This is a genomic window from Marinobacter sp. (assembly GCF_041690455.1).
In the GTDB taxonomy this organism is placed as follows: domain Bacteria; phylum Pseudomonadota; class Gammaproteobacteria; order Pseudomonadales; family Oleiphilaceae; genus Marinobacter.
Genome location: NZ_JAWLHI010000025.1, coordinates 1 through 25,113, shown reverse-complemented (window position 1 = coordinate 25,113; position 25,113 = coordinate 1). Strand labels below are relative to the sequence as shown.

The following is a 25,113-nucleotide window of genomic DNA, read 5'->3' as shown; positions in this document are numbered from 1 at the left end:
AATTCCCGGAAGCCGCGCCCATGAACATTTGCAGCAACCTCAGGCAGCGGCATCTGCCCGCCGTTTCCCGGCACTGGCGGAACAGGGGTTCTTCGCCGCACACGGATTTTTCGTGGCGCAGGGTTTTTTACCGGCGCACGGGTTGCAGGCACCGCATTTACCGCCCTTCAGGGCACAGGGATTGGCCGCCAGTTGCTCCTGGACCTTACCCATATAGGTGGTGAGTGCCGCCAGCTGTTCCCCACTCCAGTCCAGTGGCTCGGCTGCCATGGGCTGAACCATGCAGATCTGGACCATCTCATCCAGATGCACCGAATCCATACCAAACATGTCGCGAGCCATGGCCACGGAGTGCGGATAGGCGTTGGCAAAGGTGGCGTTGTAGCCGGCACCATCGTTATGACAGGTCGCGCAGGACAGACCATTCCCGCTGAGGGAAGTATCGTTGAACAGCTTCTCCCCCAGCGCCATCAGCTTGCTGGGATTCCCCTCATAGGGCTGATAGTTGGCCGGCCTGGAGACCTTTTTTGCGGCACAGGGATTTTTGGTGGCACAAGGGTTTTTGGCGGCGCAAGGGTTACACCCGGCCTTGCAGTACTGCTCTGCCTTGCACTTGTTCTTGCACGGAGAACAGGGGCTACAGGCTGCCGCTGCGAGCCCGCCGGTGCCCAGCATGGCCGTCACCAGGGCCGCAGACCACCAGGTGGCGCGACGATGTTCGAACGAAGTGCGAATCGCATTTCTCAGAGGATGAATTGTGGACATTGTCTCTCTCCCCGATCATGGAGTTATGATTTGGGGCCTTCGTGGCCCGCCACCACCCGAAGGGGCGGTCAGGTAGGAGACACATGAGTTCCGGAACTATTACACCGGTCTGAAAAAGCAATCGGCGACTAATCCATGAGCCACGCATTAATGATGAGGGTTCCCGATGACCAACAACCTGCCCAACGACAGAAAACCTAACGTAATCGCCGCACTGGCCGGAGGCTGGGTCGGGGATTCAGCCAGCCTTGGTCTGCACTGGTTGTATGACAGCGCGCGCATTCTGGAAGTAGGCGGTGAATCACCGGAATTCCTGCCACCGGATGACGATTATTTCAAAGGCGGATTCGGTTACTTTGCCCATGAGGGCAAACAGGTTGGCGACGTCAGTCATTATGGCGCTGCCACCAATGTGATCACCGACACCCTGCTCGCAAACGAGGGCAGGCTGGATATCCGCGATTACCAGCGCCGTTTTCGAGCGTACTTCGGGCCTGGTGGTCAGTGGCAGGGCTATATCGACAACCCGTCGCGGGTCACCCTGAACAACCTGAACACCATTGAGCAGGAAGCCATTGAACAGGCCCAATCAACCGTCAGGGCCGAATTGACCGATCAGCAAAGGCGGATACTGGTGCAGAAGGTACTGCCCTACACGCGGCGCCTGAGTGGCGAGCAGCTGGCGGAACCGGTTCGCAGGGCCATCGACCTGACCTACCATGAATCGGAGGTTCAGGAAGCGGGCGTTTACCTCGCTGAAACCATCGACCAGCACCTGTTGCCGGAAAGCGGCGCCAACGACATGCAGCTGCCCGCAGTATCCAAGCTGCCGCCCCTGGTGGCCAGTTATTGCGGCAGTGATCGATTGATGGAGCTTACCGAAGCCGCTGTCCGGGTCACCAATCACAATGACGAAGCGGTGGTCTGGGCAAAGTGCGCGGCGCGGCTTCTGGATCTTCTTTTCCGGGGCGAGTCGATGTCGGCGGCTCTGGAAACGGCCAAAGCCGAAGCTCCGGACCAGGCCAGCCTGGCCAGGGCCCAGTCCGGTTCATCGCTGGATGCGATACAGGCCGGCGACACATTCGGCCGCACCTGCTACCTGCATGAAGCCATGCCGGTGATCTTCCATATTCTGACCCACGCCAGAAGTTATACAGAGGCGATTCGCGCCAATATTCACTGTGGTGGCGATTCCTGTGGCCGAGCCTGGATTATTGGCCCGGCTATAGCAGCGATACACGGAGTTGGCGGTGAGCGCGGTATCCCGCTCAGCTGGCTGACGCGGGTCACCGAAGCGCCTGCGATCCTCCGGGATATTGAAGCGCTGGTAAACCGGACCTGGTCAGTCTCGCGTTGACGGGCAAGGCGCCCCGCAGGGCGCACAGGCGGTTTCATCCCGCTGCATCAAGGCCGTTTCCACGTTGCCCTGACCGGAATTGAACGCAAAGGTGGGGCTGCTCAGGTGATCGGCCATGATCAGCACCAGAATCACCCCGAACATGACCAGAATGCGGGTTCGACTGTAAGCTTTTTCCATGGTGTCCTCCCGCGTCAGTTTGGCAGCCGGAACCACGGCCGGAGCCGGATTCCGATCAGTGAACCGGCAAACGCGCAGGCAAACCAGATCCAGGCATGCAGGCTGGCCGAGGCAATGCCGGAAAACAGCGCGCCGATGTTGCAGCCAAACCCCAGCCGGGCACCATAACCCAGCAGCAAACCACCCACCACGGCGGCCAGGAACTGGCGACCTTCTGGCCGGTTACGACTGGCCTCGTTGAAACGGTTAGCCAGACCCGCCGCCAGCATCGCGCCCAGCAGTAACCCGAAATTCATCACCGAGGGGATGTTGGTCAGCACCGAATCCTTCAGGGCCATGGCGGGGTAATCCCAGGACCAGAACTCGAACTGGGCCATGTTCACACCGACCACTTCCAGAGCCTTTGCGCCCCAGACGTTGAAGGCGAAGGTAATGCTCCAGGGGGCACCGCCGATGGCCAGGGTCAGGGCATTGCCGGCCGCGAGAATCAGGATGGCCCAGGTGAAGGGCCAGCGACCACTCAGCAAAGTTCTGAGCACACCGTGGCTCTGGCCTTTCCAGAGCAGTTCATCCCGCTCGATCGAACCATGGGCCTTGCACTCGATGCGGTTGACCCACCAGGCGATCAATCCCAGACCGACAAACTGCACCAGAATAGCACCGCTGACGCCAAAGCTGTTCACCAGTGGTACCGGATCGAACCCGGGCTGATCCAGCCACCAGGGCAGGTGGATGGATCCGAGCACGGCACCGGCAATGAAAAAGACCAGTGTGACCACCATGCGAATGTTGCCAGCTCCCACGGTGAACAGGGTACCGGAACCACAACCACCCCCCAGCTGCATACCGATGCCAAAAAGGAATGAGCCAACCACCAGGGAAGTGCCCACCGGCGCCACCGCACCCACCAGACCTTCCTGACCACTATGGAGCATGGGCACCATGACCAGGGAGCTGACCGCGAACAGCAGCAGCTGGGCGCGCATGCCCGCGCCGCGTTTTTTCACCACCAGGTTGCGCCAGCCGGCGGTAAAGCCGAAGGCACCGTGATAGAGGGCCATACCCAGCACGGTGCCTACCACAAACAGCACCACCATGAAGGGGGCCGTTTCCAGCCAGATCAACCCACCCAGCAGAGCGACGCCCGCCAACGCGGTCGAGACAATAAACCGGTCTACCTGCCAGGGTGGTTGTTGGAGATCCGGCTGAAGAACTGCGGAGTCAGTCATCTCGTTTCCATCTAATCAGGCATTCAGTTAAACAGGTCCAGCAGTTTGCTGAGGCCTTTTTTCGCCACCTGCATCGGGCGGTCACTGTCCTGGGACCATTCCGCCATGGAGCCATCGTACAGCGCCACTTCTTCGAAACCCGCCAACTCGCTCAGCACGAACCAGTCGGTGGCGGCCCAGTGTCCGGTGTTGCAGAAGGCAATGGTGCGGGCACCGGGGTCCAGCTCGGCTGTGTTTACCTTTTCGGTAATCGCTTGCCGGTTCAGATAGAACACCTGGTCCTGCTGGTTGATGAACGAGTCATGGGGGAGGTTCCGGGAACCGGGAATGGTGCCGGGTGCTTTGGCCGCCGGCGACTTGGTCTCGCCCCGGAAATAATCTGCCGGGCGGGCGTCTACCAGCTGCGCCTGGGTTTCTCGGGCTTGCTGGACCTCCTCGAGGCTGGCCATGAGAGGTTCCTGAAGCTCGCCCTCGAACTGCGCCACCGGCAAGCCTGCGCCATCGCCCGTGGCAACGTTATAGCCCGCCGCTTCCCAACCGGCAAAACCACCGTTGAGGATCGTTACCGCGTCATGTCCCAACACCCGGAAGGTCCAGTAGACCCGGGCCGCACTGCCGAAATCGGTTACCCCTGTTCCGGCGGGCACGACAACCACCGTCGCGTCATTGGTAATGCCCAGACCACCAATCAGGCGCTCCAGAGACCGAACCGGGGGCATCACGCCGGTCACGCCGTCCCGGGTTTCCCGCCAGCCATCATTGGTGTAGCTGCTATAGACGGAGCCAGGGATGTGTCCTTGCTGGAAGCTGCTCCGGTCACCACCGTTATCAATGCCGGAGCGAACATCCAGAACCACCAGCTGGTCATCGCCCAGACGGTCATTCAACCAGGCAGCGTCCACCAGGGCTGGCACCTGGGCCTTGGCCGCGTAGCAGAAGGCGCTGAACAGAAACAGAACTGATAATGTCGCCAAACGAATCATGGGCGCACCTCCAAAGGGAGATTGATTTTGAATGATCATTATGATTGACGATTGGCGTTATTAAAATAGGAACATCTATATCTTTTGGAACTATCCAAATGAGAAAAATTTCCACTCAAAAGCCAGCTCCGCTGTAACGCCCCCCACGACTCCAGTGTCTATACGCTAACGGCAACGACTTCGCGAAAGACGCTGCCATCACTGAAACGGCAATGGAGTATGGATCATGAAAAAGATCACCCTGATTCTGGCTTCTTTAGTTCTGGCCATGTCTGCCACCACAGCACTGGCCATGAATGGAAAGGCGGATGACATCAACGAGGCCCGCAGCTACCCCAATAAAACCGCTGACTCTGTTGCGGATGTGCGGGTATCCGCAAAATAACCTCCACATATGGGCACGGCGGGGCATCCCTGCCTCGCCGTGCACTGCACTGCCATGCCAGCCGATCCGACTTATTCCTGGTCAAAATTACCGGTAGAGAAATTGGACGGGCGGTTCAGTGACCAGTCGTAATCAATGTATTCCAGCTCCGACGTATCGCTTGCCTGGTCGGCCACCCCGTCACTGGCCCAGCGCTGAATGAAGCTCCGCACGGAACCCTCCGCTTCAACAAAGTCCTGCTCGTACCACTTGAACAGTTCCGTGCCGTGAAGGGTGTCGCCGCTTATCCTGAGATGATGAGGAGTGTTGAGTGCACGCCGGGTGTTCTCTTCCAGCATGGCCTCCAGGTTGTCCGCAGTGTAAATCTGTTGCCGCAGAGGTGGGCAGCCGACCGAGGCGCAATTCACTGCAAAATGAACACGGGCGTCCCTCCACCCCCGGGACTGATAATCCTTACCGAGCAATTTCCCCTTCTCGATACCATCCAGGGAGAAACGCTCATCGCCAATCACAAACGTTTTCCGTTCAAAGATGCTGTCGACGAACGGATTCAGCCGCCCCCCGTAATCCCAGACCGACGAGACCAGCTCGCCATCCGGCCTTTCGGTCAGGATCTGGGCGAGCATGAAAAAATTGTAGGCGTTGATCCAGAACGCCACCGACTCCTCACGCCCATCCAGGGTCTCCGGATTGAACTGCTCCAGTGCCTTGCCCTGGCTGGCCAGCGTCTTTGCCAACCTGTCATCCACCAGTGCAGCTTCATAGTCGAAGGCAGAGACCAGGCCGTTACCAGGCAGGGTTTGCTCCGTGAGATACTCGGTCAGCAGTCCCTGATACTCCCGGAAAAGACCGGGGTTGATATCTGCCCACGCCAGGACTGGCACCAGGGTCAGGACCACAAAAATCGAAAAAGACCGCTTGAGATGCATTCCCACTCCTCGCTCAGTCGGTTCGTTTCAAATCAGAAGACGTGGCTACAGACCCGAACGGCGCTCAACTGTTACAGCGTCGGAGCAGATGCTCACACCCTGCCATCCAGATGCAGCCAACGGGCAAGGCGGGATTGCGGGCGACGGCCCAGGTACAAAGGCAAGGTGCTCATGACCAACAGGACGGTGGCTGCGGCGATTACCGTCAGCACCGGATTGAGCTCGAAACTGTGGCCGAGCCCGGCAAAAACGAAGGTCATCGGCAACATCCCCAGGGCCGTGGCCAATGCATAGCGCCAGAGCTGGATGGCCGTGACCCCGGCGGCGTAACTGATCAGAGCAAAGGAGAACAGGGGAATCAGACGGGTCAACAATACCGCAACGAACAGAAACCTCTGGGACCCCCGGGCCGAGAACACCGGGTTCTGGTCCAGCTTGCGTTGTACCGCCTCCCGCCCGAGGATCCGTGCCAGGTAAAAGGCGATGAGGGAGCCGGCAAGCGCCCCGGCCACGGCAATGGCCGTACCGGTGAACATGCCATAGACCAGACCCGCGGCAGCACTGATGGGTAGCGTGGGAATCGGCCCGACGACGACGGCAAGAACCATCATCAGCATCAGGAACACAGGCCCGAGTATACCCTGGTGCATCAGCCAGTCTGACAGGGCTGCGGGCGCCAGGCTGGCGGGCATGCCCAGCTGCCGGAGCAGCAGCCAGATAGCGGCCATCAGTAACGCAACGAGGGCCAGGAAAGAAAGACGAAACAACCACTGTGAACGGATCATCGGAGTATTCTACCCGTCACAGGGGCATCGGGAAGGTAAAAAAACGCTGGCAGGCCGTGTGGAATCAACCACACGGCCTGAACCAGAGGTTTACTGGTTTTTGCTCCAGGCGAACTTCTGGAACGGCTCATCAACCGGCGTTTGGGCAATGTGGTTGATGTAGTTGCTCATGGTCTTCTGGGACAGGGTCAGAATTACGTCCAGCACCTGCCGATGACCGTAGCCTGCCTTGAAGAATGCATCCAGGTCTTCCTCGCTAACGTTCCCCTGCTTGCGCATCACCGCCAGGGTGAAATCGCGAAGCGCTTCGAGCTTTTCGTTCGGAAGCGGTGTCTCGTTACGCAGTGGCTCAATGATGTCGTCGGACACCTCCATCATCTTGGCGATGCCGGTATGTGCCGGCACACAGTAATGGCAGGCGTTCTCGACATTGATGGTCTGCCAGACAACGGTTTTCTCGTCGTTATCGAAACTGCTGTCCAGCACCAGCTGATGCAGCTTCTGATACGCCTCCAGCACCTGGGGGGATTCCGCCATTACTGCGTGCAGGCTCGGAATCATGCCGAAACCTTTTTGCGACTTCTCCAGAAGTGGCTTGGCGCCTTCCGGCGCAGATTCGGTGTCATGCAACTTGAAATCAGCCATGGTGCAGCTCCGTTTTTGAATGTTTACTCAACAACATCGAGACTAACTGTTATTGAGCAGTCATTCAAGATATAATTGAGCGAACATTCAAAGTAACGGTAGATGGTATCGGTATGCCCAGACCTCCAAGTTATGATCGGGAATCCGCCCTCACGAGGGCCGTCAGCCTGTTCTGGGAAAAGGGCTACCATGGCAGTTCGATGAAGCAGATCGAGCAGGCCCTGGATATGCGGCCCGGCAGCATCTACGCCACCTTTGGCAGCAAGGATGGTCTGTATTCGGAAGCCCTGACCCGCTATGCCGAAGCCGGCGGCGCGGAGCTGGCCGAGCACATGGCCTGTTACGATTCCATCATCGAAGGGCTGCAGGACTATCTGCGCCGGATTGCGCAGGGCTGTACCAAAAAAGGCACCGCGCCCTCCCGTGCCTGCCTGATCGTCAAGACCCTTCTTGAATCCAGCAATACCCACGCGGGGCTGTCCGAACAGGCGCAAGCGATTCTGGGAGCGATAGAGCAGTCCTTCTCGGATTTGCTTGAGCAGGCCAGGGAACAGGGTGAACTGAGGGAATCCGTCGATCCCGGTCGCCTTGCCCGGCTGTTGCAAAGCCAGATCATGGGGTTACGCTCCATCGCCGAGCGCAACCTCCCTGATGATGAGCTGGAAGCCCTGGGTGATGATATGGCGAGGATTCTCGACGCCTATCGTGCGGACTGACCCCGGCCCTTAAAGAAATAAGAAGCCAATCTTCGAGCAGCTCTGTAACGCTCCCTGATCTCGTGTGTCCATATTGCGAACACCGCCTCTTGAACCCTTAAACAAGTGGCGGGCAATCAGCAACACGGAGGACACAACCATGAGAATCCTGACCTTGATCGGTATCCTGTTCGCTTTCGCCATGGGTGCAACTGCCCAGGCTGAAGGGGTCAGCAAGGAAGATGCCGAATGCGGCAACAAGGCAACCTGCCTCCAGAGCCCGGGGGATGAAGACCACGGCTCAGCTGGCTAGGCGATTCACCTGCTCGACAAACCCGGCCGGAACGCTATCGAGCACTGGCCGGGCATCTCCGCACACCTCCGGATGGGGCGCATCCGGCTCCACCGCCAGTACGGAGGGGGATTCGGACCAGTGCAACAGCTCCAGTCTCCCGTTCTCCTGCTCCACCAGCGCCGTGCAGTGCTCCACCCAGTCACCGTCATTGCAATACAGCCCGTCCTCACTGCGCAGGAATCCTGCGGAATGGATGTGGCCACAGATAAAGCCGTCGTAATGGCCCTTTTCCGCCACCGTCAGCGCCGCCAGCTCGAACCGGCGGATGAAGGTACGCGCCCTGCCGATCCGGCTCTTCACCCAGGCCGCCAGTGACCAGTACGGTTTACCCTGCAGCCGGCGCAGAGCGTTGAACCAGCGGTTCAGGCGCAGCAACAACCCGTGGGCGCGGTCACCGACGAGCAGCATCAGTGGGCTGCAGCGCACCACCTGGTCAAACTGGTCCCCGTGACACACCAGGAACTGCCGGCCATCCGCAGTGGCATGAATCGCCTTGTATTTCAGTTCGATACCAGACAGGGTCTGGCCACAGAAACGCCGGAAGAACTCGTCGTGGTTGCCGGGAATGTAGACGACGCGGGTGCCGGACGCGGCCATATCAATCAGTTTGTGGATAACCTTGCGGTGGGACTCCGGGAAATGGGAGCGCCGCTGCATTGCAATCAGGTCGACAATATCACCGACCAGATACAGGGTTTCGCACCGGATATTGTGCAGAAAATCCAACAGGTACTCGGCCTGGCAGTCGGCCGTTCCCAGGTGGACATCGGAAATGAATACACTGCGATACTGTCGCACGGTGCCTCCCGTTTCGCCGGAGCTTGCAGTCAGGTGTCCTTGAGAGAACCTTGGCAAGCTCCGGTGACAACCGGGTTACGCCCGTAAGACAGTTTGGTTAACGGCCAGACATTATCGAAGGTCCGGATTCAGAGTGTAGGTCCCCGTCACCCGGACACTGTCCAGCACATGACTTTTCATGGCTTCCCGGACATCGTTGCCATCGAACTCACCCTCAAGGCCCAGGCTTGCCACATCCAATGCATGAACCTCGAAATGGTAGTGATGGATGATCTCATCGTTCCACGGCGGGCAGGGACCATCATAGCCGGCGTAGGTACCGGCCATGTCCGGATTGCCTGCCAGGAACTGGGTGTAGTTATTGACACCGCGCACACCAATCGGGCCGGGGCCATGGTCCTTGCCCTTCGGGCTTACGCCATCGCTGTCCTCGCCCTCGGGAATCCGGTTCACGTTGGCAGGGATGTCCACCAGCAGCCAGTGGAAGAAATCCACCCGCGGCAGGTCCTTCGAAACGGTTTTGCCCTCCTGGTTCACGTCATCCGCCGCGCTTGGCACATCCGGATCAAACATCATGACCACAAAGCTTTTGGTTCCCTCGGGAGCATCCTCCCAGGTTATCTCGGGGTTTTTATTGGGACCAAAGCTCATATGGTCTTCTTCGCTGTAGACGCCAAATGCGAACTTCTCGGGGATCGGCTGACCTTCTTCAATTCCTCGGACCTGCAGTTTCACAGCAATGCCTCCTGTTGATAATTGACGGCGACCTGGTTGATTTTGCCAATTGGCGACCAGATCTTTGATACAAACGGTTTTAACAGTGGTATCAACCCTATGTCCAGATTAGCAGACGACGGCGGATGCCACGTTTGGCCATTGCCATACCCCAACCGACGGAGATCGAGGTCACTATGAGCGACCAGAACCCAGGCAGTCCACAGCAGCCCGAAAGCCAGAAGGACGAGGATGCCATCGCCCTTGCCCAGGGCACGTTTGACCTCGCCCGGAACGGCGGCACTCGCATGCTCCGGCCGCTACTGGAGGCTGGCGTGCCTGTGGATATACGGACCAGTGACGGTGACAGTCTGCTGATGCTGGCCACCGGCCATAACCATACCGACACCGTCCGCTTCCTGCTGGAGAAAGGTGCCAACCCCAACCTGGCCAACAACCAGCTGCGAACGCCGCTGATGTCTGCAGCAATGACCAATGAGGTGGGAATACTCGAGCTTCTGCTACAGGCCGGAGCCGATCCTCAGGTCACCGATAGGGATGGGGCCCGCGCCCTGGACCTCGCGGAAATCAACGGAGCCTCCGATGCCGCACAACGATTGGCTAGAGAGAACAAGGAATGACCCGGGTCAAAGCTTCGGGCAAATGCCCTTGATCATGACGCCAGATCTACCATAGTTACTATCAGAAAGCCCACATCAAGGAGAGCGAGTATGAGTGAAGAAGAGGACTACAAGAAACTGCATCCGATTCTGAGTTCGGTGACCCAGACCTACGTGGACCTGTACACCAACAGACCCAACGAGAAGAATCGTGAGCAGCTGATCAAGCTGGAGAAACTGCTGCACGAGAAACTGGAAGAGCTGAAAAAGGCCCGGGGCGAGGAAAGCGGCTGATTCCGGACTCCCCACCGGCGCTCTGATGATCGCCGTCAGAGTGCCGCATCTGCTGTCCGGCGCAGGAAGTAATCCTTTGTCAGCCGGACTACCAGGGGCGAAAGCAACAGGAGTGCGATCAGGTTTGGCACGGCCATCAGCCCGTTGGCGATGTCACACAGCGCCCATACCAGCTCAAGATCCATCACCGCACCCACCGGCAGCAACAGGCAGAACAGGTTCCGGTATAGCCGCACCGGCTTGTTGCCGAACAGGTAGCCGATCCCCCTGTCCCCGTAGTAGCTCCAGCCGACCACACTGGAAAACGAAAAGAACAGCAGTGATACCGTCACCGCCAGTTTACCAAGATCCGGCACGGCGGCATTGAACGCCATGGTTGTCAGTTCTGAACCGCTGACACCGGTCGTCCAGACGCCGGTGGTGATTATCACCAATGCCGTGATGGTGCAAACCACCAGAGTGTCAAACAGAGGTCCGTTCATGGCCACCAGCCCCGCCCGCACCGGCTCATCCACTCGGGTCGCGGCCATGGCAATGGGGGTGGTTCCCAAACCGGCCTCGTTACTGAATACCCCGCGGGCCACACCGAACTGGATGGTGGTCATCACCGCAGCACCGGCAAACCCTCCGGTGGCCGCGGTTCCGGTAAAGGCATCGGAAAAGATCAGAGCGAACGCCCCGGGAATAGCCCCCACGTTCAGGCCCAGTACCACCAGCGCACTGCCCACGTAGACGACGAACATCAGGGGTACAAGACGGGAAACCACCGAGCCGATGCGCCGGATACCGCCGACGATTACCATCCAGATCAGCAATCCGTAGACAACGCCGATAGCCAGCTTGACTCCGAACACGCGTTGCCCGGAAGATTCATAGCCGAGAATATCCCGCAGGGAAAACTCCATAGTGTCGGCTACCGAGTTTGCCTCCACCATATTGCCTGTGCCATAGGCGGCAACGACGGCGCAAAGGGCGAAGAACTGGGCCATGGGCTTCCATTTTGCACCCAGCCCACGCTCGATGTAATACATCGGGCCGCCGGCATAGCCGGTCTCCGGGTCGTAATTGCGAAACTTCAGGGCCAGGGTGGTGCTGGCAAACACCGTGGCCATGCCGACGACGGCGGTGACCCACATCCAGAAGATGGCGCCGGGCCCCCCCAGGGCGATGGCGGTGGCCACACCGGCGATATTGCCATTGCCGATGGTTGCGGACAGGGCGACCGTCAAGGCAGAGAAATGGCTCAACTCCCCGACCCGGGACTTTTCGGCATCCCGCCCGCTCATGATCCGCATTGACAGCCCGAGCCGCAGGAGCTGGATAAAACGAAGCCGAATGCTCAGATACAGGCCTGTGCCCACCAGCAGCAGGATGGTCAACGGCCCCCAGATGATCGTCCAGATCTGATCAACCAGCTCCTGCATGTTGCGCTATCCCTGCCCGCTCTATTGCCGTATCACTCTAACGGCCATTTCTCATGTGGCGGTCGATAGTTACCGAAGGCTTCAATCACGGCCTCGGGAGTCTCCGCCCGGATGATCATGTCGATGTATTCCTGGTTCATGAAGCCGTTTTCCTGCATGGTCTGCACCATGGCCAGCAACGGGTCATAGAAGCCGTTGATGTTGTACAGACCGCAGGGCTTCTGATGAAAACCCAACTGCCCCCAGGTCCAGGCCTCGAACAGTTCTTCCAGGGTTCCGATACCGCCTGGCAGGGCAAGAAAGCCGTCGGCCAACTCTGCCATCCGGGCCTTGCGCTGGTGCATGTCACGGACCACATGCAGTTCGGTCAGGCGGTCATGGGCCAGCTCCCTGTCCCTCAGGCTCTCGGGAATCACACCATAGACCCGGCCTCCGGCGGCCAGAGTGGCATCGGCCACGATGCCCATCAAACCAACGTGGCCGCCACCAAAGACCACATCAATACCATGGTTACCGAACCAGGTACCGAGCTCCCTGGCCTTGTCCACGAACACCGGATTGTTGCCGGACCTGGACCCGCAATAGACCGCCACTTTCATCGACTTCTCCCGTTTTCCGACTGCTGAAATGTCACACAGTATGTGCGTTTAACCAAAGCAGTTAAATATTTCGGGGGAGGCAAACGCGCCTTCAGTTTAATTGTGCCGGCGACCGGCTCCGCGTTAGTATTACTTCGGCAGCATTAGCACCCTACCTTTAACGATGCCTTTCCCAGTGAGGACAGCCAAGCACTTTTGGCCACAAGAGTGCTTGGCTCTCTTCACTTAAAGGTCTGACAGTTATGGATAACCTTCCTCATATCGTGGTGGTCGGCGGCGGCGCCGGCGGTCTGGAGCTGGTCACCAGCCTCGGCAACAAGCTGGGCAAGAAGCGCAGAGCCCGGATTACCCTGGTCGATGCCGGCCTGACCCATGTCTGGAAACCCCTGCTGCACGAAGTCGCGTCCGGATCCCTGGACGCCAGCGCCAACGAAATCAACTACCGCGCTCACGCTCGCAAACACCATTACGAATTCCAGCTCGGGCGTATGAGCGGGCTTGACCGCAAGGCGAAGGAACTGGTCATTGCCCCGTTTCATGACGAGGAGGGCCGGGAGGTGGTGCCAGCTCGGACCATCAGCTACGACACCCTGGTGATCGCTGTCGGCAGCACCGCCAACGATTTTGGCACTCCCGGTGCGCAGGAGCACTGCCTGTTCCTGGACAGCCTGAAACAGGCCCGGCGGTTCCACAACCTGATGCTGAACGCGTTTTTGCGCAAGAACCACGAAGCGCTCCAGGGCCATGAGCACACCCTCAACATCAGCATTATCGGTGCCGGCGCCACCGGGGTGGAACTTGCCGCCGAGTTGCGCCTGGCGTCCCGCGAATTGCCGGTCTACGGAATGAACCACCTCCAGCCCTCGGACGTTTCCATTTCAGTGATCGAGGCAGCCGACCGTATTCTGCCCGCCCTGCCCGGAAGACTCTCCGCCGCGGCCACGCGGGAACTGGAGCGCCAGCATGTCCAGGTACTGACCGGCCAGCCGGTGAGCGAAGTCCGGGAAAACAGCATCATCATGAAAGACGGCACCGAACTGCCGTCGGAAATGACCATCTGGGCCGCCGGAATCAAAGCGCCCGCCTTCCTGGCCGAGCTGGACGGGCTGGAAGTCAACCGGGGCAACCAGCTGGTGGTGGAACAGACCCTGCAGACCACCCAGGATGTCGACGTGTTCGCCCTGGGGGATTGCGCCGCTTGCCCGCAACCGGACTCCGACCGGCCGGTGCCACCCCGGGCCCAGGCCGCCCACCAGCAGGCCGATGCCCTGTTCAAGACCCTGTGCAACCGTCTCGAAGGTAAGGAAGATGTGCCTTTTGTCTACAACGACCACGGCTCGCTGATCAACTTCAGCCGCTACACCACGGTAGGCAACCTCATGGGCAACCTGTCCGGGCGCAGCATGTACATCGAGGGCAAGGTAGCGAGACTGTTCTATGTCTCCCTGTACCGCATGCACCAGGTGGCCCTGCACGGGTTTGTGCGGACAGGCATCATCTGGCTGATGGATAAAATCAGCCGTGCCATGCACCCGCGTCTGAAACTACACTGAAGGGAAAGCCGGCCCGGGAAAGCGGGTGGAGCGGGTGGAGCGGGTGAAGGGAATCGAACCCTCGTATGCAGCTTGGGAAGCTGCCGTTCTGCCATTGAACTACACCCGCATAAGCATTGGCCGCGAGTGAAATATAAGCGGACGGCCTGCGTTTGGGCAAGCCTTGTGTCTGGAGATTGAATGGACCCCACCCTTACCCTTGTCGGAGCCCTGATGCTGGTAATCAGTATCGTGCTCAGCCCGCTGTCCAGCCGCGTCGGCATGCCGGTGCTGCTGATTTTCCTGGTGGTGGGCATGATGATGGGCGAGGATGGCCCCGGCGGCATCGAGTTCGATGATTTCGAACTGGCGTTCCTGATCGCCAACCTGGCTCTCGGGGTGATCCTGCTAGACGGCGGCATGCGCACCCGGGCGGAAACCTTCCGGGTGGGCCTGAGACCGGCATTGGTGCTGGCCACCCTCGGTGTCTTCATGACCGCCGCCGGTGCGGCGGTGGTCGCCCGATGGGTATTTGACCTGGAGTGGCTGACCGCCCTTCTCATTGGCGCCATTATCTCCTCCACCGACGCCGCGGCGGTATTTTCGCTGCTCCAGGGCCGGGGGCTACACCTGAACGAGCGGGTCAGCGCCACCCTGGAGATCGAATCCGGCAGCAATGATCCCATGGCCATTTTCCTGACCCTGTTACTGGTCACCCTGATCGGAAACGAGGGGACGGGCGCTACCTGGTCGGCATTGATTATGCTGGTCAAACAATTCGGTATTGGCGGTATTGCCGGCCTGGCCGGGGGCTTTGCCGTGGTGGAGCTGGCCAACCGTATCCGCCTGACCCCGTCCCTGTATCCGCTTCTGGTGGCGGCCGCCGGGATCTCCGTGTTCTCCGCCACCAATGCCCTGGGTGGCTCCGGTTTCCTGGCCATCTACCTGACCGGGGTGGTGATCGGTAACCGGCCGGTGCGAATGATGCCGATGATCCTGCAGGTGCACGACGGCCTCGCCTGGCTCGCCCAGCTGTGCCTGTTCCTGATGCTGGGCCTGCTGGTCTCGCCCTCCGAGCTGCTGCCCCTGGCCGGCAGTGGCCTGATCCTGGCCCTGGCGCTGATCTTTGTGATCCGACCAGCCACCGTCTTCGCCACCCTCTGGCCTTTCGGCTTCAAACGCCGGGAGCTCGGCTTTATCGGCTGGGTCGGCCTGCGAGGGGCGGTGCCGATCGTGCTGGCGCTGTTTCCGATCATCGCCGGCCTGCCAGAGGCCCAGCAGGTCTTCCATGCCGCCTTCTTCATCGTGCTGGTTTCCCTGGTGGTTCAGGGCACCACCATGGCGCCCCTGGCCCGAAAACTCCGGCTGGAAGTGCCGGCCAGTGACGACCCCTACCGTCGTCTTCCCCTGGACGCCCCCGCCGCTGGCGATCACGAGCTGATGCTGTTTCCCTTGCGCGGCAAGAACTGGGAAACACCCCGGCGCCTGGGCCAGCTGAGGTTCCCGGCAAATACCGCCGTGGCCGGCGTGTTCCGCAACCGGGTCTGCCTGCAGCCGAAGGCGGACCTGGAAGTCTCCAGTGGCGATATGGTCGCCATGTTTGCCACTCCCGGCGTGCTTACGGAACTGGGCAAGGCGCTCAGCGGCCGCCATGCACCGGAATACCTGGCAGAACGGGCCTTCTTCGGGGACTTCGTGCTGAACGGGGACGCGCTGCTCGGGGATGTGGAACAGGTGTATGGCATCGAGTTCGATGAACTTTCCCCGGACATCACCCTGGCGGAGTGCTTCTCCCGACGTACCAAGGGACACCCTGTCGTCGGTGATACCGTGACCCTGGGACCGGTTACCCTGGTCGCCCGGGCGACAGAAGCCGACCGGGTCACCAAGGTGGGCATGAAGATGGACAGGTCACAAAATGACTGAGCGGCGTAAGGGATGGCTATAAAACTTAACAAAACCCCTTAACAGCCTCACCCTGAGCTATGATATAAACGGCGCTGCAGAAATATTAATGTTTGGTAAGTCAGGGTTATGGGTTTGCTTCGAAACGTCTGCCGTTGTCTATTTATCGTTATGGTGCTGGGGTCAGGGACTGCCATTGCCTCGGATCTGCTTGCGAAGGCAGACGTTCGCATGCCCGACCCACAATCGTTCAAACCGGACCGTTTCGACATCAGCGAAGTGCTGGTGAAAAAAGCCGAACGCCAGCTCTATCTGCTGGACGGCGAGGACGTTGTTCGCAGTTACCGCATCTCGCTTGGCGACAACCCCGAAGGGCACAAGCTCTACGAGGGTGATGAACGCACGCCGGAAGGTGAATACGTCCTGGACTGGCGCAATCACCAGAGCGATTTCTACAAGTCCATCCACATTTCCTACCCCAGCCCACGGGATCGCGAACTGGCCGAGGCCTGGGGACTCGATCCCGGCGGCAGCATCATGATCCACGGCCTGCCCAACGAAGCCGGCGACATGGCGTTTGCCTATGTCGGTCTGGACTGGACCGACGGCTGCATTGCCGTCACCAACGAAGCCATGGATGAGATCTGGCAATTGGTCTCCAATGGAACCCCGATCCGCATTCTTCCGTGAATAAGGCATGACACCACGATTAAGTTGTTGTCATAAGCTAAGAAATTTTGCGTATCCTTAGTTAACATTTTGTCTCGGAGTGTTTTACACTGTTTAACGACTCCGACGGAAAAAGATCTTCTGTCGGACCCGGTTTTACAGGAAGTGGTCTATACTCACTTCCGAGACTCAGGACATAAAACGACCAATAAGGGGATTTACTATGCGTAAACTGATGATCGCTGGGTTTGCAATGGCTACTGCTCTGACTGCCGGCTGTGCCAGCAACCAGGCTGCCATCGACGAGGCCAATGCTACTGCAACTTCTGCAGAGCAGACCGCTGAGAACGCACTGAACACTGCCAACAGCGCTGCTTCTGACGCACGCACTGCGCAGCAGACTGCAGAAGAAGCCCTGGCCGCTGCCCGCGCAGCCCAGCAAGCTGCAGACGAAGCCAACGAGCGTGCCAAGCGCATGCTGCAGAGCGCCAGCCAGAAGTAATTGGCTCGCTCTAGCTGAAAAAGGCCGGGATTCCCGGCCTTTTTTTGTGCCTGTCCCCCCTATTCAGGGGACTCGGTGGATCCACCCTGCTTGTTGCGGAACGACTTTTCCATGAAAGGCCGGAGCAGGTCCATGGGCATCGGGAACATGATAGTCGAAGAATTCGAGCCACTCATATCCGCCATGGTTTGCAGGTAACGCAACTGCATGGCCCCGGAGTCGGCAGACATCACCTGGGCCGCTTCTACCAGTTTCTTCGACGCCTGTAATTCACCCTCGGCATGAATCACCTTGGCCCGGCGTTCCCGCTCAGCCTCGGCCTGACGGGCAATCGCCCGGATCATGGATTCGTTCAGGTCAACATGCTTGATCTCCACGTTGGCCACCTTGATGCCCCAGTCCTCGGTCTGGGAATCGATGATTTCCTGGATATCGGCGTTGAGCTTGTCACGCTCCGAGAGCATCTCGTCCAGGTCGTGTTTGCCGAGCACCGAACGCAGGGTGGTCTGGGCCAGCTGGCTGGTGGCCGAGTTGTAATCCTCGACCCGGATGATGGCCCGCTCCGGATCCACCACACGGAAATAGAGTACGGCATTCACCCGCACCGTCACGTTGTCCTTGGAGATGACGTCCTGGCTTGGCACATCCAGCACAATGACCCTCAGATCCACCCTGACGATCTGTTGGATACCGGGAATGACAATGATCAGGCCCGGCCCTTTGACGCCCTGAAAGCGCCCCAGGAAGAACACCACGCCGCGCTCATACTCGGGCAGGATCTTGATCGCCGACCCGAGGATCAGCAGTAACACCACCGCGGGTGCAAGATAGGGAATCAGATCACCAATCATACGGCCTCCTTGTTTGCCGTGAACTTTTGAACGTCGGGTCAGCCTTCGTCTTCGAGGACCTCGACGGTTACCGTCAAACCTTCAATGCCAGTGACCCGCACGCGATCACCAGCCGTTACCGACTGCTCACTGCGGGCATTCCAGCGTTCGCCACTGATACGCACATGACCAGTGTAGTCCTCATGGCCCGGGGTGAAGTCATCCAATGCCTCGCCCTGTTCGTGGGTTAGCTGTTCCGAACCGCTGACCGGATGTCTGCGTCGCAGACCAATAAAGCGGGTCACCGTCCAGAGAATGAAGCCCGCCGCCACGATCGCGGTGCCACCGATGGTGGGTAATGAGATATCCCGGTGACTGCCATCCATCAGGATCACCGAACCGGCGACAAAGGCAACAATGCCCCCGACCCCCAGTATGCCGAAACTCGGCACGAAGGCCTCGCCGACGATAAAGGCCAGCCCGAGCATGATCAGTGCCAGGCCGGCATAGTTCACCGACAACACCTGGAAGGCGAAAAGCGCGAGGATCAGGCTGATGGCGCCGATGACGCCAGGCACGATGGCACCGGGATTGGCCAGCTCGAAGATGATGCCGTAGAAGCCGATGATCATCAGAAAGTAGGCCACATTCGGATCGGTGATCACCGACAGCAAGTTGGTACGCCAGTCCGGCTCGGCGCGCACCAGCTCCAGATCGGCGGTATTCAGGGTAAAGTCACCAGAAGCCATCCGAACCGTCCTGCCATCGATCTGGCGCAACAGATCCCGCAGGTTGGGCGCCACCACGTCGATCACGTTACGCTCCAGGGCCTCGGAGGCACCCAGGTTGACGGCCTCCCGCACGGCCTGTTCGGCCCAGTCGGCGTTACGACCATGGCGTTCCGCCAGACCCCGGATATAGCTGACCGCATCCTCCAGGACCTTCCGTTCCATGGCGGTTTCGCCCCGACGCTTGCTGTCTTCCTGTTCGTCCGCCGTGCCATCCGATTCGGGTGCCTGCTCCGTTTCCTGCGGTTCAGCGGGCTGCTCCGTGGGCTCGGTCCCGGGAATACCGCCCATCTGGACTGGTGTCGCCGAGCCAAGATTGGTGGCCGGGGCCATGGCGGCAATGTGACTGCCGTAGAGGATATAAGTGCCGGCACTAGCGGCCCGGGCGCCTTGGGGAGAGACATAGGTTGCCACCGGCACCTCGGAAACGAGGATGGTCTTGATGATCTCCCGCATGGAGTCCATCAGACCGCCCGGCGTATCCATCTCGATGACGACCAGTCCCATGCCTTCGGTCTCGGCGCGTCGGATGCCCCGGGTCACGTAGTCCATGGTCGCCGGGCCAATGGCACCCTGGACGGTAAGCACAAGGGCCCGGTCCGGACCGTTCTGGGCAAGCAACTGGTGCGAGAGGGAGATTCCGGCGAGCAAAGCCCCGAGAAGAAAGACCGCCGAAAACAGGTTCAGTCGCCGGGACTTTCCGGCTCTGATGGCTTGCTTCCCTTGCATGGCACGTCCCCCTTTTCAGTCATCAGAAGTAGAGTTTTTGCTCCGGCCCACTCCCTGTTTCAGGAGATTCCTCCCCGGCACTCTCGTCGGTGGCAACCTGGGTGAGCTGCTCTCCAATCATGGTGGGAATACCATCAGCCTGGTCCACTGCCAGTTCGATGGCACGGCGATTCACCTCAACCGCCGGATTCTGCTGGCGGAACGCTTCGACTTCGGCGAAGACCCTTTGCCAGAGCTCGTCCCGGTCCTCCCGGGGATAATCCTCATCGGGACGGTGAACCTCGAGCCACACCTCCCCTCCGGATATACCGATCTTGACCGGATCACGGATCACCTGGACCGGTGTCCCCTTGTCCACCTGGTAGATAAAACGGGAGATGTCCTCGTTGTACATCCGGAAACAGCCATGGCTGACCGCCATCCCGACCCCGAAACGCTTATTGGTGCCGTGGATGAGGTAGCCTTTTTCGCTGAGCAACAGGGCGTGTGTGCCCAGCGGGTTACCGGGGCCGGGCGGGATCATCTTGGGCAGGTATTCGCCATTGGCCTCGTACTCGGCGCGGATACTGGCCGGCGGGTACCAGGCCGGCGACTCCAGCGGCATGGTCACTTCGGCATCGGTAAGGGGCGAGGGATTCTCCTCGGTACCAACCCCGACCGGGTAGACCTGCACACCACCATCCCCGGTAAAGTAGTACAGGCGGTACTCGGCGAGGTTGATCACGATACCCTTGCGGCGGGCCTCGTCGGGAATCACATACTGGCGGGGCAGGGTGATGGTCGTGCCTTCCCCGGGCAGCCAGGGGTCCACGCCGGGATTGGCCTTCACCAGTTCCAGGTAACCCAGGGCCAGACGGTTTCCGAGGTTGGCAAAGGTATCCTCGTAGCGGGTGGTAAACGCCTGCAGTTCACCGGCGAGGTCACCCTTGAGCTCGAAGGTGGGGACCCGCGGGCTCCGGTCAGGCTCGGCTTCAGACTCTTTATCCGAAGCGGCATCTGTCGCCGCCATCGCCTGGGCAGTCGCCAGGGCAACCAGCAGCGCCAGAATGTTCCAATACTTTCCAAACCGCATAGTTCTGTTCCGAAATTCAGTGTGCACGCTAACGGTGACAGTAAACCCAATCAGGAGTTCATGGCCGTGGTCCAGACGGTCACTATCGCCAGGAGAACAAACAGGACGCTGGCGCTGATTCTCGCCGTTGCCAGGGGCATCCGCTCCATCAGCCAGCGACCAGCCATGATAACCGGTATGTTGGCCAGCAACATCCCCACGGTTGTCCCCATGATAACCCAGAATGTGTCGGTAAACTTCGCCGCCAGCACAACCGTGGCCACCTGGGTCTTGTCACCGATCTCCGCGAGAAAAAACATGATGGTGGTGGCCATGAACGCGCCCATCCCCAGAAACTTGGAATCCTCGCTGTCATCCTTGTCGGGAATCAGCAGCCACAGGGCAATAGCAACAAAGCTTAATGCAAGAATCCAGGGCAGCCAGGCTTCCGGGATGAAGCTGGCAATCCAGGCACCGAGCCAGGCCGAGAGCGCATGATTGAGGATGGTGGCGATCAGGATACCCAGGATGATCGGGGTGCGCCTGGCGTAGCGGGCCACGAGGAACAGGGAAAGCAGCTGGGTCTTGTCGCCGATTTCGGCGATGGCAACGGCAGCAGTAGAGGCGAGAAAGGCGTCCATCAAACAACTCCAGGGCGGATATCCAAGACATGAGACAGCCCACCTTCCGCCCTTTGGAGGTGATCTGCCTCAGGTCTTGCCAATCCCGGCATTGCGAACGCGGGACACGGTGGCCATGGGGATTGAGCCCCAAGTATGTTGACCACCGTCCGGCCGGATCATCCGGCGCGGAGGCTACTCCCCTGAAGGAGGGTGAATGCTATCCAATTAAGGCCGGTATCGCAACTATGCCCGCATCCGCCACACCGGAACCGCCGCCACGGCCACAAATACGGCCACCAGCCACCAGGCGCTGTGGAAGGCATTGATGGTGGGCAGGCCGTCGCTGTGCTCCCCGAACTCCACGGTCAGGGCCACGATGTTGACACCGAAGGCGCCGCCCAGTTGTCGGGTAAAATTGATGGTGCTGGAAGCCGCACCCAGCTGTTCCGGCTTGAGCGGGTTGAGTGCGCCGGTGGACAATGCCGGCAGCATGAAGCCGATCCCGATACGCCCCAGGATGGTCCAAAGGGCCAGCCAGCCGAAAGCCAGGGTTACATCCGACACCGCAAACAGCATCGCCGAGGCCGCAAACATGGCAATGCCGAATACCACCAGCTTGCGGGCACTCTGGCGATCCGCCAGCCGCCCGGCGAGGGGAAACGTTATGCCCAGCACGATGCCGGCCGGCAGCATCAGCAATCCCGCCTCCGTGGCACTGAACCCAAGGGAGGTCTGGACAAACAGGGGAACCAGGTAGGTGGATCCGAACAAAGCAAGCCCCAGGGCCATGGCACCCAGGTTGGCATAGACAAACGCGGGGTTACGCAGGAGCGCGATGTTGACCAGCGGATGCCGGGCGGACCGCTCCCGCACCACGAACAGCCCCAGCAGTATGGCGGCCACCAACGCCTGCAGGCCGATGCGCCACTCGGCCCCGGCAAGCTCCTGCATGCGGTTGAGGGTATCCAGGGCCAGGCCGATGGTTGCCCCGAGCAGAAGCAGGCCCGGCAGATCAAAACGGTAAGGTTCGGGACGGGACGGCGGCAGCGGCAGGAACCGCCAGGCCATGAAAACACCCAGCATCGTGACCGGAGCCGGTGCAAACATGACGTAACGCCAGCTCAGCTGGTCCACCAGGAAGCCCCCCAGCACCGGTCCCAGGGCAGGAGCCAGGATGACACCCATGCCGTAGATGCCCATGGCCTGACCCCGGCGCTCCCTGGGGAAAATCCGGAACACCAGATACATGCCCATGGGCTGCATCAGCCCCGCCATGGCGCCTTGCCCGATCCGGGCGGCAATCAACTGCCCAGGCGTCCCGGCAAAGCCGCCGACAATGGAAATCAGGGTGAACAGGACCATGGCGCCGGCGAGGGTCTTGCGGACACCGAAATGATCCAGCAACCAGGAGGAAGCCAGCATGGTGGTGGTCATGGCGGCGATGAAACCGGTCGCAAGCCAGTGAACCTGGCCCTGGCGGATACCGAACTCCAGCATGATGCCATGAAGGGCCACGTTGACCACCGTGGCACTGAGTACCGTGGCCATTGTGCCCAGCATTACGGTGCACACCGCCAGCCAGCGCCAGCGATCGCCGTAACGGGCCCGGAGTCCGTCGATCGAATTATCCGCCAGGATGAAGCTCCTACTTCTGCTTTTCGGCGTTTTCCATGATCTTCTGGAACACTTTCAGCGCGCTTTCGATATCCTCATCGCTGATGCCTTCCAGCATTTCCTCGCGCAATTTGGCCGCACGCTCGGAGAGATCATCCATGAATGCCCGACCGGCATCAGTCAGGTGCAGGCGGCGCGCCCGGCGGTCATTGGGGCAGGGCCGGCGCTCGATCAGCCCCTGCTGTTCCAGGCTGTCCAGCAGCCGCACCAGCGTGGGATTCTCGATCGCCATCAGGCTGGCAAGTTCGCGCTGGGTAAGTCCCTCACCGCCCTGCTGCAGGTAGACCATGGTGCTCCAGCGGGCCTGGGTCACACCCAGATCCTTCAGACGCTCGTCCAGCATCTTCCGCCAGCGGCGGGTAACCCGGGCAACGGCAAAGGGAAACTGGTCTCTCATGGGTTATCACTCCTGTCCAGTGGCCGCCCGGTCACTGGAAAGTACCGGGGCTATCGGCCAAAAAACTCACATTATGGGAAAGTCACCAATAGTATGCTAACCATTGAAATAAAAACAGATATCAGATCAAAAATATAATCGGGAAAACCGAGAGGAAGCCGGGTCAGCCGGTCTGACGCAGCTCCTCCTTCATCTCTTCGACCTCGGCAGACTCGTGAAATTCCTCGTTCCGCGGATCCATTTCGGTCAGCACCGGAGAGCTCTCGGGCATGGTGGGCACGAAGTGCTCCTGCTCCTCCACCGGTACATCGTCGGTGTGACTGATGCGGTAACTGGTGATCATCGCCAGCAGTACCAGGAATCCGGCGTTACCCAGGAACAGCCCCCTGGGACCCAGGAGCCCGATCAGTTCGGCCATGACAATGGGGCCAATTACGCTGCCAACGCCGTAACTGAGCAACAGGGTGGCGCTGGCCGAGACTATCCGGCTGGTTTCCATCCGGTCATTGGTAATCGCCACGGCAATGGGATACACACTGGCTGAGAGGCCGGTGAACAGCCCCACCAGCAAAGTCAGCATTGCGAGATTCGTCGTTTCCAGGACACCAACGGCCCCGGCCGCCGCCGCCGCAACCAGTGCCACCCAGAACATGACCCGGCGACGGTCAAACCGGTCACATACGCGGCCGAGCGGCCAGGCCAGGATCATCGCCGCCACGATGGCACTGGCCATGAAGGTGGAGGTCTTTGCCACGTCCAGGCCCACCAGGGTGGCGTAGACCGGCCCCAGGGCATAGAAGCCACCAATCATGACGCCACAGATCAGCGCACCGGCAACCCCGGAGAAGGACTGACGGGCCAGGGTGAAGATGGACATTCGACTGGCCTGTTCGATGGCGGGCGCTTCCATCCGGGTCAGAGACAGGGGCACCAGCGCAAGGGTCAACAAGATTGCAGCGAGAGAGAAGGGCATGAAATTGGCTGGATCGCCCACGTTGACCACCAACTGGCCGCCCGCCGCCGACAGATAGAAGACAATCTGGTACACCGCGAACAGGGCACCGCGGTTGGCATTGGTGGCGCGGCTGGAGAACCAGCTCTCGATCACCACGAGGACGGCGGCGATACTGAAGCCGGAGAGCACCCGCAGGAACGCCCAGAACACCATGGACACCGCCATGGGATACATCAGGGACGCCACGGCGGCCATGGCCGCGAACACCGCAAACGCCCGAATATGGCCTACCCGGCCAATTACCCGGTGTACATACAGGGTGCCGAGCACGAAACCGATGGAGTAGCACACCAGCACCCAGCCAATCACGTCCGGAGCCACCTGCTCGATACTCAGCCGGATGCCCAGCAGGGTCATCAGGAAGGCATTACCGCTCACCAGCAGCACAATGCTCAGAATCAGAGCAGACAGGGAAGCGACCATTCGGGTCATGACAACGGGCTCCGGGCGGCAGACAACAGACTGTAAGTATTTGGGCCAAAAGATAGCACCAGCCTCCGGACTGTGCCGGCACGGCATTAGACCAGTGGCGCCGGATGCAGGCTACTAGTGTCCCGTCTGGCTAATTCGTTAACCTACTGCGTGACGCTGAGGCTTCTGGCCAAGGCGACTGTCCGCAGGTGTGGTGGTTCCACATCAAG

At 59.9% G+C, this 25,113-nt stretch carries 28 protein-coding genes and 1 tRNA gene; 10 read left to right on the top strand and 19 right to left on the bottom strand.

Annotation, left to right across the window (positions count from 1 at the left end; all coding sequences use genetic code 11):
- Positions 1–39: 39 nt before the first annotated feature.
- Positions 40–765: a cytochrome c peroxidase gene (locus ACESMW_RS07940; RefSeq protein WP_372986509.1), complete on the bottom strand. Its 726-nt coding sequence runs from the start codon at positions 763–765 to the stop codon at positions 40–42.
- Between the two features lie 166 nt (positions 766–931).
- Between ACESMW_RS07940 and ACESMW_RS07935 the strand changes: the two genes are divergently transcribed.
- Positions 932–2,122 (top strand): ADP-ribosylglycohydrolase family protein, encoded by a 1,191-nt coding sequence (locus ACESMW_RS07935; protein WP_372986508.1) that lies wholly within the window; start codon positions 932–934, stop codon positions 2,120–2,122.
- Here the strand turns inward: ACESMW_RS07935 and ACESMW_RS07930 are convergent.
- From ACESMW_RS07930 to ACESMW_RS07920, 3 genes are read right to left on the bottom strand one after another with little or no spacing between them, the layout of a single operon-like run.
- Complete coding sequence (locus ACESMW_RS07930; RefSeq protein WP_372986507.1) at positions 2,108–2,302, bottom strand: hypothetical protein; 195 nt, start codon at positions 2,300–2,302, stop codon at positions 2,108–2,110. The genes ACESMW_RS07935 and ACESMW_RS07930 overlap by 15 nt on opposite strands.
- Positions 2,303–2,316: 14 nt before the next feature.
- Positions 2,317–3,531, bottom strand: a complete 1,215-nt coding sequence (locus ACESMW_RS07925) for a YeeE/YedE family protein (RefSeq protein ID WP_372986506.1) — start codon at positions 3,529–3,531, stop codon at positions 2,317–2,319.
- Positions 3,532–3,554: 23 nt separating this feature from the next.
- Positions 3,555–4,514 carry a sulfurtransferase gene (locus ACESMW_RS07920; RefSeq protein WP_372986505.1) on the bottom strand — a complete coding sequence of 320 codons (960 nt, stop codon included), beginning with the start codon at positions 4,512–4,514 and terminating at the stop codon, positions 3,555–3,557.
- A 226-nt stretch (positions 4,515–4,740) separates the two neighbouring features.
- Here ACESMW_RS07920 and ACESMW_RS07915 point away from each other — a divergent pair, with 226 nt between their 5' ends.
- On the top strand, positions 4,741–4,899 hold the full coding sequence (locus tag ACESMW_RS07915) for a hypothetical protein (protein WP_372986504.1): 159 nt from the start codon (positions 4,741–4,743) through the stop codon (positions 4,897–4,899).
- A 71-nt stretch (positions 4,900–4,970) separates the two neighbouring features.
- Here ACESMW_RS07915 and ACESMW_RS07910 read toward each other — a convergent pair whose 3' ends face one another.
- From ACESMW_RS07910 to ACESMW_RS07900, 3 genes are all read right to left on the bottom strand, one after another.
- Positions 4,971–5,828 (bottom strand): DUF547 domain-containing protein, encoded by an 858-nt coding sequence (locus ACESMW_RS07910; protein ID WP_372986503.1) that lies wholly within the window; start codon positions 5,826–5,828, stop codon positions 4,971–4,973.
- Positions 5,829–5,920: 92 nt separating this feature from the next.
- Positions 5,921–6,613, bottom strand: a complete 693-nt coding sequence (locus tag ACESMW_RS07905) for a TVP38/TMEM64 family protein (RefSeq protein ID WP_372986502.1) — start codon at positions 6,611–6,613, stop codon at positions 5,921–5,923.
- 90 nt (positions 6,614–6,703) lie between these two features.
- The gene (locus ACESMW_RS07900; protein WP_372986501.1) at positions 6,704–7,258 is read right to left on the bottom strand and encodes a carboxymuconolactone decarboxylase family protein; all 555 of its coding nucleotides are present in this window, start codon (positions 7,256–7,258) and stop codon (positions 6,704–6,706) included.
- A gap of 113 nt (positions 7,259–7,371) precedes the next feature.
- On the opposite strand from ACESMW_RS07900, the gene ACESMW_RS07895 reads away from it, so the two are divergent.
- Both ACESMW_RS07895 and ACESMW_RS07890 read left to right on the top strand, forming a co-directional pair.
- Positions 7,372–7,974: a TetR/AcrR family transcriptional regulator gene (locus tag ACESMW_RS07895; RefSeq protein ID WP_372986500.1), complete on the top strand. Its 603-nt coding sequence runs from the start codon at positions 7,372–7,374 to the stop codon at positions 7,972–7,974.
- A gap of 139 nt (positions 7,975–8,113) precedes the next feature.
- Entirely contained in the window at positions 8,114–8,266 is a 153-nt protein-coding gene (locus ACESMW_RS07890) for a hypothetical protein (RefSeq protein ID WP_372986499.1), read from the top strand.
- Here the strand turns inward: ACESMW_RS07890 and ACESMW_RS07885 are convergent.
- Both ACESMW_RS07885 and ACESMW_RS07880 read right to left on the bottom strand, forming a co-directional pair.
- On the bottom strand, positions 8,255–9,106 hold the full coding sequence (locus ACESMW_RS07885; protein WP_372986498.1) for a UDP-2,3-diacylglucosamine diphosphatase: 852 nt from the start codon (positions 9,104–9,106) through the stop codon (positions 8,255–8,257). The genes ACESMW_RS07890 and ACESMW_RS07885 overlap by 12 nt on opposite strands.
- A gap of 111 nt (positions 9,107–9,217) precedes the next feature.
- Positions 9,218–9,841 carry a YbhB/YbcL family Raf kinase inhibitor-like protein gene (locus ACESMW_RS07880; protein ID WP_372986497.1) on the bottom strand — a complete coding sequence of 208 codons (624 nt, stop codon included), beginning with the start codon at positions 9,839–9,841 and terminating at the stop codon, positions 9,218–9,220.
- A 176-nt stretch (positions 9,842–10,017) separates the two neighbouring features.
- On the opposite strand from ACESMW_RS07880, the gene ACESMW_RS07875 reads away from it, so the two are divergent.
- Together ACESMW_RS07875 and ACESMW_RS07870 are read left to right on the top strand one after the other, a co-directional pair.
- Positions 10,018–10,461, top strand: a complete 444-nt coding sequence (locus tag ACESMW_RS07875; protein WP_372986496.1) for an ankyrin repeat domain-containing protein — start codon at positions 10,018–10,020, stop codon at positions 10,459–10,461.
- A gap of 90 nt (positions 10,462–10,551) precedes the next feature.
- Positions 10,552–10,734 carry a hypothetical protein gene (locus tag ACESMW_RS07870; RefSeq protein WP_372986495.1) on the top strand — a complete coding sequence of 61 codons (183 nt, stop codon included), beginning with the start codon at positions 10,552–10,554 and terminating at the stop codon, positions 10,732–10,734.
- 35 nt (positions 10,735–10,769) lie between these two features.
- Here the strand turns inward: ACESMW_RS07870 and ACESMW_RS07865 are convergent, their stop codons facing one another.
- Together ACESMW_RS07865 and ACESMW_RS07860 are read right to left on the bottom strand one after the other, a co-directional pair.
- Positions 10,770–12,158: an alanine/glycine:cation symporter family protein gene (locus ACESMW_RS07865; protein ID WP_372986494.1), complete on the bottom strand. Its 1,389-nt coding sequence runs from the start codon at positions 12,156–12,158 to the stop codon at positions 10,770–10,772.
- 32 nt (positions 12,159–12,190) lie between these two features.
- Complete coding sequence (locus tag ACESMW_RS07860; RefSeq protein WP_372986493.1) at positions 12,191–12,757, bottom strand: TIGR00730 family Rossman fold protein; 567 nt, start codon at positions 12,755–12,757, stop codon at positions 12,191–12,193.
- A 242-nt stretch (positions 12,758–12,999) separates the two neighbouring features.
- On the opposite strand from ACESMW_RS07860, the gene ACESMW_RS07855 reads away from it, so the two are divergent.
- Positions 13,000–14,310, top strand: coding sequence for an NAD(P)/FAD-dependent oxidoreductase (locus ACESMW_RS07855; protein WP_372986492.1), 1,311 nt, complete (start codon positions 13,000–13,002; stop codon positions 14,308–14,310).
- Between the two features lie 35 nt (positions 14,311–14,345).
- Here the strand turns inward: ACESMW_RS07855 and ACESMW_RS07850 are convergent.
- Positions 14,346–14,419: transfer RNA gene (locus ACESMW_RS07850), tRNA-Gly, on the bottom strand.
- A 71-nt stretch (positions 14,420–14,490) separates the two neighbouring features.
- Here ACESMW_RS07850 and ACESMW_RS07845 point away from each other — a divergent pair.
- The 3 genes from ACESMW_RS07845 (at position 14,491) to ACESMW_RS07835 (ending at position 17,365) form a co-directional block, all read left to right on the top strand.
- Positions 14,491–16,215 carry a potassium/proton antiporter gene (locus ACESMW_RS07845; protein WP_372986491.1) on the top strand — a complete coding sequence of 575 codons (1,725 nt, stop codon included), beginning with the start codon at positions 14,491–14,493 and terminating at the stop codon, positions 16,213–16,215.
- 108 nt (positions 16,216–16,323) lie between these two features.
- Positions 16,324–16,884 carry a murein L,D-transpeptidase family protein gene (locus ACESMW_RS07840; RefSeq protein WP_372986490.1) on the top strand — a complete coding sequence of 187 codons (561 nt, stop codon included), beginning with the start codon at positions 16,324–16,326 and terminating at the stop codon, positions 16,882–16,884.
- 202 nt (positions 16,885–17,086) lie between these two features.
- Positions 17,087–17,365, top strand: coding sequence for an Lpp/OprI family alanine-zipper lipoprotein (locus tag ACESMW_RS07835; protein WP_343812900.1), 279 nt, complete (start codon positions 17,087–17,089; stop codon positions 17,363–17,365).
- A 59-nt stretch (positions 17,366–17,424) separates the two neighbouring features.
- Here the strand turns inward: ACESMW_RS07835 and ACESMW_RS07830 are convergent, their stop codons facing one another.
- From ACESMW_RS07830 to ACESMW_RS07800, 7 genes are all read right to left on the bottom strand, one after another.
- Positions 17,425–18,216, bottom strand: coding sequence for a slipin family protein (locus ACESMW_RS07830; protein ID WP_372986489.1), 792 nt, complete (start codon positions 18,214–18,216; stop codon positions 17,425–17,427).
- Between the two features lie 38 nt (positions 18,217–18,254).
- Positions 18,255–19,712: an NfeD family protein gene (locus ACESMW_RS07825; RefSeq protein ID WP_372986488.1), complete on the bottom strand. Its 1,458-nt coding sequence runs from the start codon at positions 19,710–19,712 to the stop codon at positions 18,255–18,257.
- Between the two features lie 22 nt (positions 19,713–19,734).
- On the bottom strand, positions 19,735–20,784 hold the full coding sequence (locus ACESMW_RS07820) for a L,D-transpeptidase family protein (protein WP_372986487.1): 1,050 nt from the start codon (positions 20,782–20,784) through the stop codon (positions 19,735–19,737).
- A gap of 50 nt (positions 20,785–20,834) precedes the next feature.
- Positions 20,835–21,404, bottom strand: a complete 570-nt coding sequence (locus ACESMW_RS07815; RefSeq protein WP_372986486.1) for a TMEM165/GDT1 family protein — start codon at positions 21,402–21,404, stop codon at positions 20,835–20,837.
- Between the two features lie 225 nt (positions 21,405–21,629).
- The gene (locus ACESMW_RS07810) at positions 21,630–23,021 is read right to left on the bottom strand and encodes a DHA2 family efflux MFS transporter permease subunit (protein WP_372986534.1); all 1,392 of its coding nucleotides are present in this window, start codon (positions 23,019–23,021) and stop codon (positions 21,630–21,632) included.
- A gap of 10 nt (positions 23,022–23,031) precedes the next feature.
- Positions 23,032–23,457: a transcriptional regulator SlyA gene (slyA, locus tag ACESMW_RS07805; protein ID WP_372986485.1), complete on the bottom strand. Its 426-nt coding sequence runs from the start codon at positions 23,455–23,457 to the stop codon at positions 23,032–23,034.
- 163 nt (positions 23,458–23,620) lie between these two features.
- Positions 23,621–24,904 carry an MFS transporter gene (locus tag ACESMW_RS07800; protein WP_372986484.1) on the bottom strand — a complete coding sequence of 428 codons (1,284 nt, stop codon included), beginning with the start codon at positions 24,902–24,904 and terminating at the stop codon, positions 23,621–23,623.
- Positions 24,905–25,113: the final 209 nt, after the last annotated feature.

Bases quoted from the DNA above. Each gene is read 5' to 3' on its own strand.
- ACESMW_RS07940 (WP_372986509.1), bottom strand. From the start codon at position 765: ATGTCCACAATTCATCCTCTGAGAAATGCGATTCGCACTTCGTTCGAA.
- ACESMW_RS07935 (WP_372986508.1), top strand. From the start codon at position 932: ATGACCAACAACCTGCCCAACGACAGAAAACCTAACGTAATCGCCGCA.
- ACESMW_RS07930 (WP_372986507.1), bottom strand. From the start codon at position 2,302: ATGGAAAAAGCTTACAGTCGAACCCGCATTCTGGTCATGTTCGGGGTG.
- ACESMW_RS07925 (WP_372986506.1), bottom strand. From the start codon at position 3,531: ATGACTGACTCCGCAGTTCTTCAGCCGGATCTCCAACAACCACCCTGG.
- ACESMW_RS07920 (WP_372986505.1), bottom strand. From the start codon at position 4,514: ATGATTCGTTTGGCGACATTATCAGTTCTGTTTCTGTTCAGCGCCTTC.
- ACESMW_RS07915 (WP_372986504.1), top strand. From the start codon at position 4,741: ATGAAAAAGATCACCCTGATTCTGGCTTCTTTAGTTCTGGCCATGTCT.
- ACESMW_RS07910 (WP_372986503.1), bottom strand. From the start codon at position 5,828: ATGCATCTCAAGCGGTCTTTTTCGATTTTTGTGGTCCTGACCCTGGTG.
- ACESMW_RS07905 (WP_372986502.1), bottom strand. From the start codon at position 6,613: ATGATCCGTTCACAGTGGTTGTTTCGTCTTTCTTTCCTGGCCCTCGTT.
- ACESMW_RS07900 (WP_372986501.1), bottom strand. From the start codon at position 7,258: ATGGCTGATTTCAAGTTGCATGACACCGAATCTGCGCCGGAAGGCGCC.
- ACESMW_RS07895 (WP_372986500.1), top strand. From the start codon at position 7,372: ATGCCCAGACCTCCAAGTTATGATCGGGAATCCGCCCTCACGAGGGCC.
- ACESMW_RS07890 (WP_372986499.1), top strand. From the start codon at position 8,114: ATGAGAATCCTGACCTTGATCGGTATCCTGTTCGCTTTCGCCATGGGT.
- ACESMW_RS07875 (WP_372986496.1), top strand. From the start codon at position 10,018: ATGAGCGACCAGAACCCAGGCAGTCCACAGCAGCCCGAAAGCCAGAAG.
- ACESMW_RS07870 (WP_372986495.1), top strand. From the start codon at position 10,552: ATGAGTGAAGAAGAGGACTACAAGAAACTGCATCCGATTCTGAGTTCG.
- ACESMW_RS07865 (WP_372986494.1), bottom strand. From the start codon at position 12,158: ATGCAGGAGCTGGTTGATCAGATCTGGACGATCATCTGGGGGCCGTTG.
- ACESMW_RS07860 (WP_372986493.1), bottom strand. From the start codon at position 12,757: ATGAAAGTGGCGGTCTATTGCGGGTCCAGGTCCGGCAACAATCCGGTG.
- ACESMW_RS07855 (WP_372986492.1), top strand. From the start codon at position 13,000: ATGGATAACCTTCCTCATATCGTGGTGGTCGGCGGCGGCGCCGGCGGT.
- ACESMW_RS07845 (WP_372986491.1), top strand. From the start codon at position 14,491: ATGGACCCCACCCTTACCCTTGTCGGAGCCCTGATGCTGGTAATCAGT.
- ACESMW_RS07840 (WP_372986490.1), top strand. From the start codon at position 16,324: ATGGGTTTGCTTCGAAACGTCTGCCGTTGTCTATTTATCGTTATGGTG.
- ACESMW_RS07835 (WP_343812900.1), top strand. From the start codon at position 17,087: ATGCGTAAACTGATGATCGCTGGGTTTGCAATGGCTACTGCTCTGACT.
- ACESMW_RS07830 (WP_372986489.1), bottom strand. From the start codon at position 18,216: ATGATTGGTGATCTGATTCCCTATCTTGCACCCGCGGTGGTGTTACTG.
- ACESMW_RS07825 (WP_372986488.1), bottom strand. From the start codon at position 19,712: ATGCAAGGGAAGCAAGCCATCAGAGCCGGAAAGTCCCGGCGACTGAAC.
- ACESMW_RS07820 (WP_372986487.1), bottom strand. From the start codon at position 20,784: ATGCGGTTTGGAAAGTATTGGAACATTCTGGCGCTGCTGGTTGCCCTG.
- ACESMW_RS07815 (WP_372986486.1), bottom strand. From the start codon at position 21,404: ATGGACGCCTTTCTCGCCTCTACTGCTGCCGTTGCCATCGCCGAAATC.
- slyA (WP_372986485.1), bottom strand. From the start codon at position 23,457: ATGAGAGACCAGTTTCCCTTTGCCGTTGCCCGGGTTACCCGCCGCTGG.
- ACESMW_RS07800 (WP_372986484.1), bottom strand. From the start codon at position 24,904: ATGACCCGAATGGTCGCTTCCCTGTCTGCTCTGATTCTGAGCATTGTG.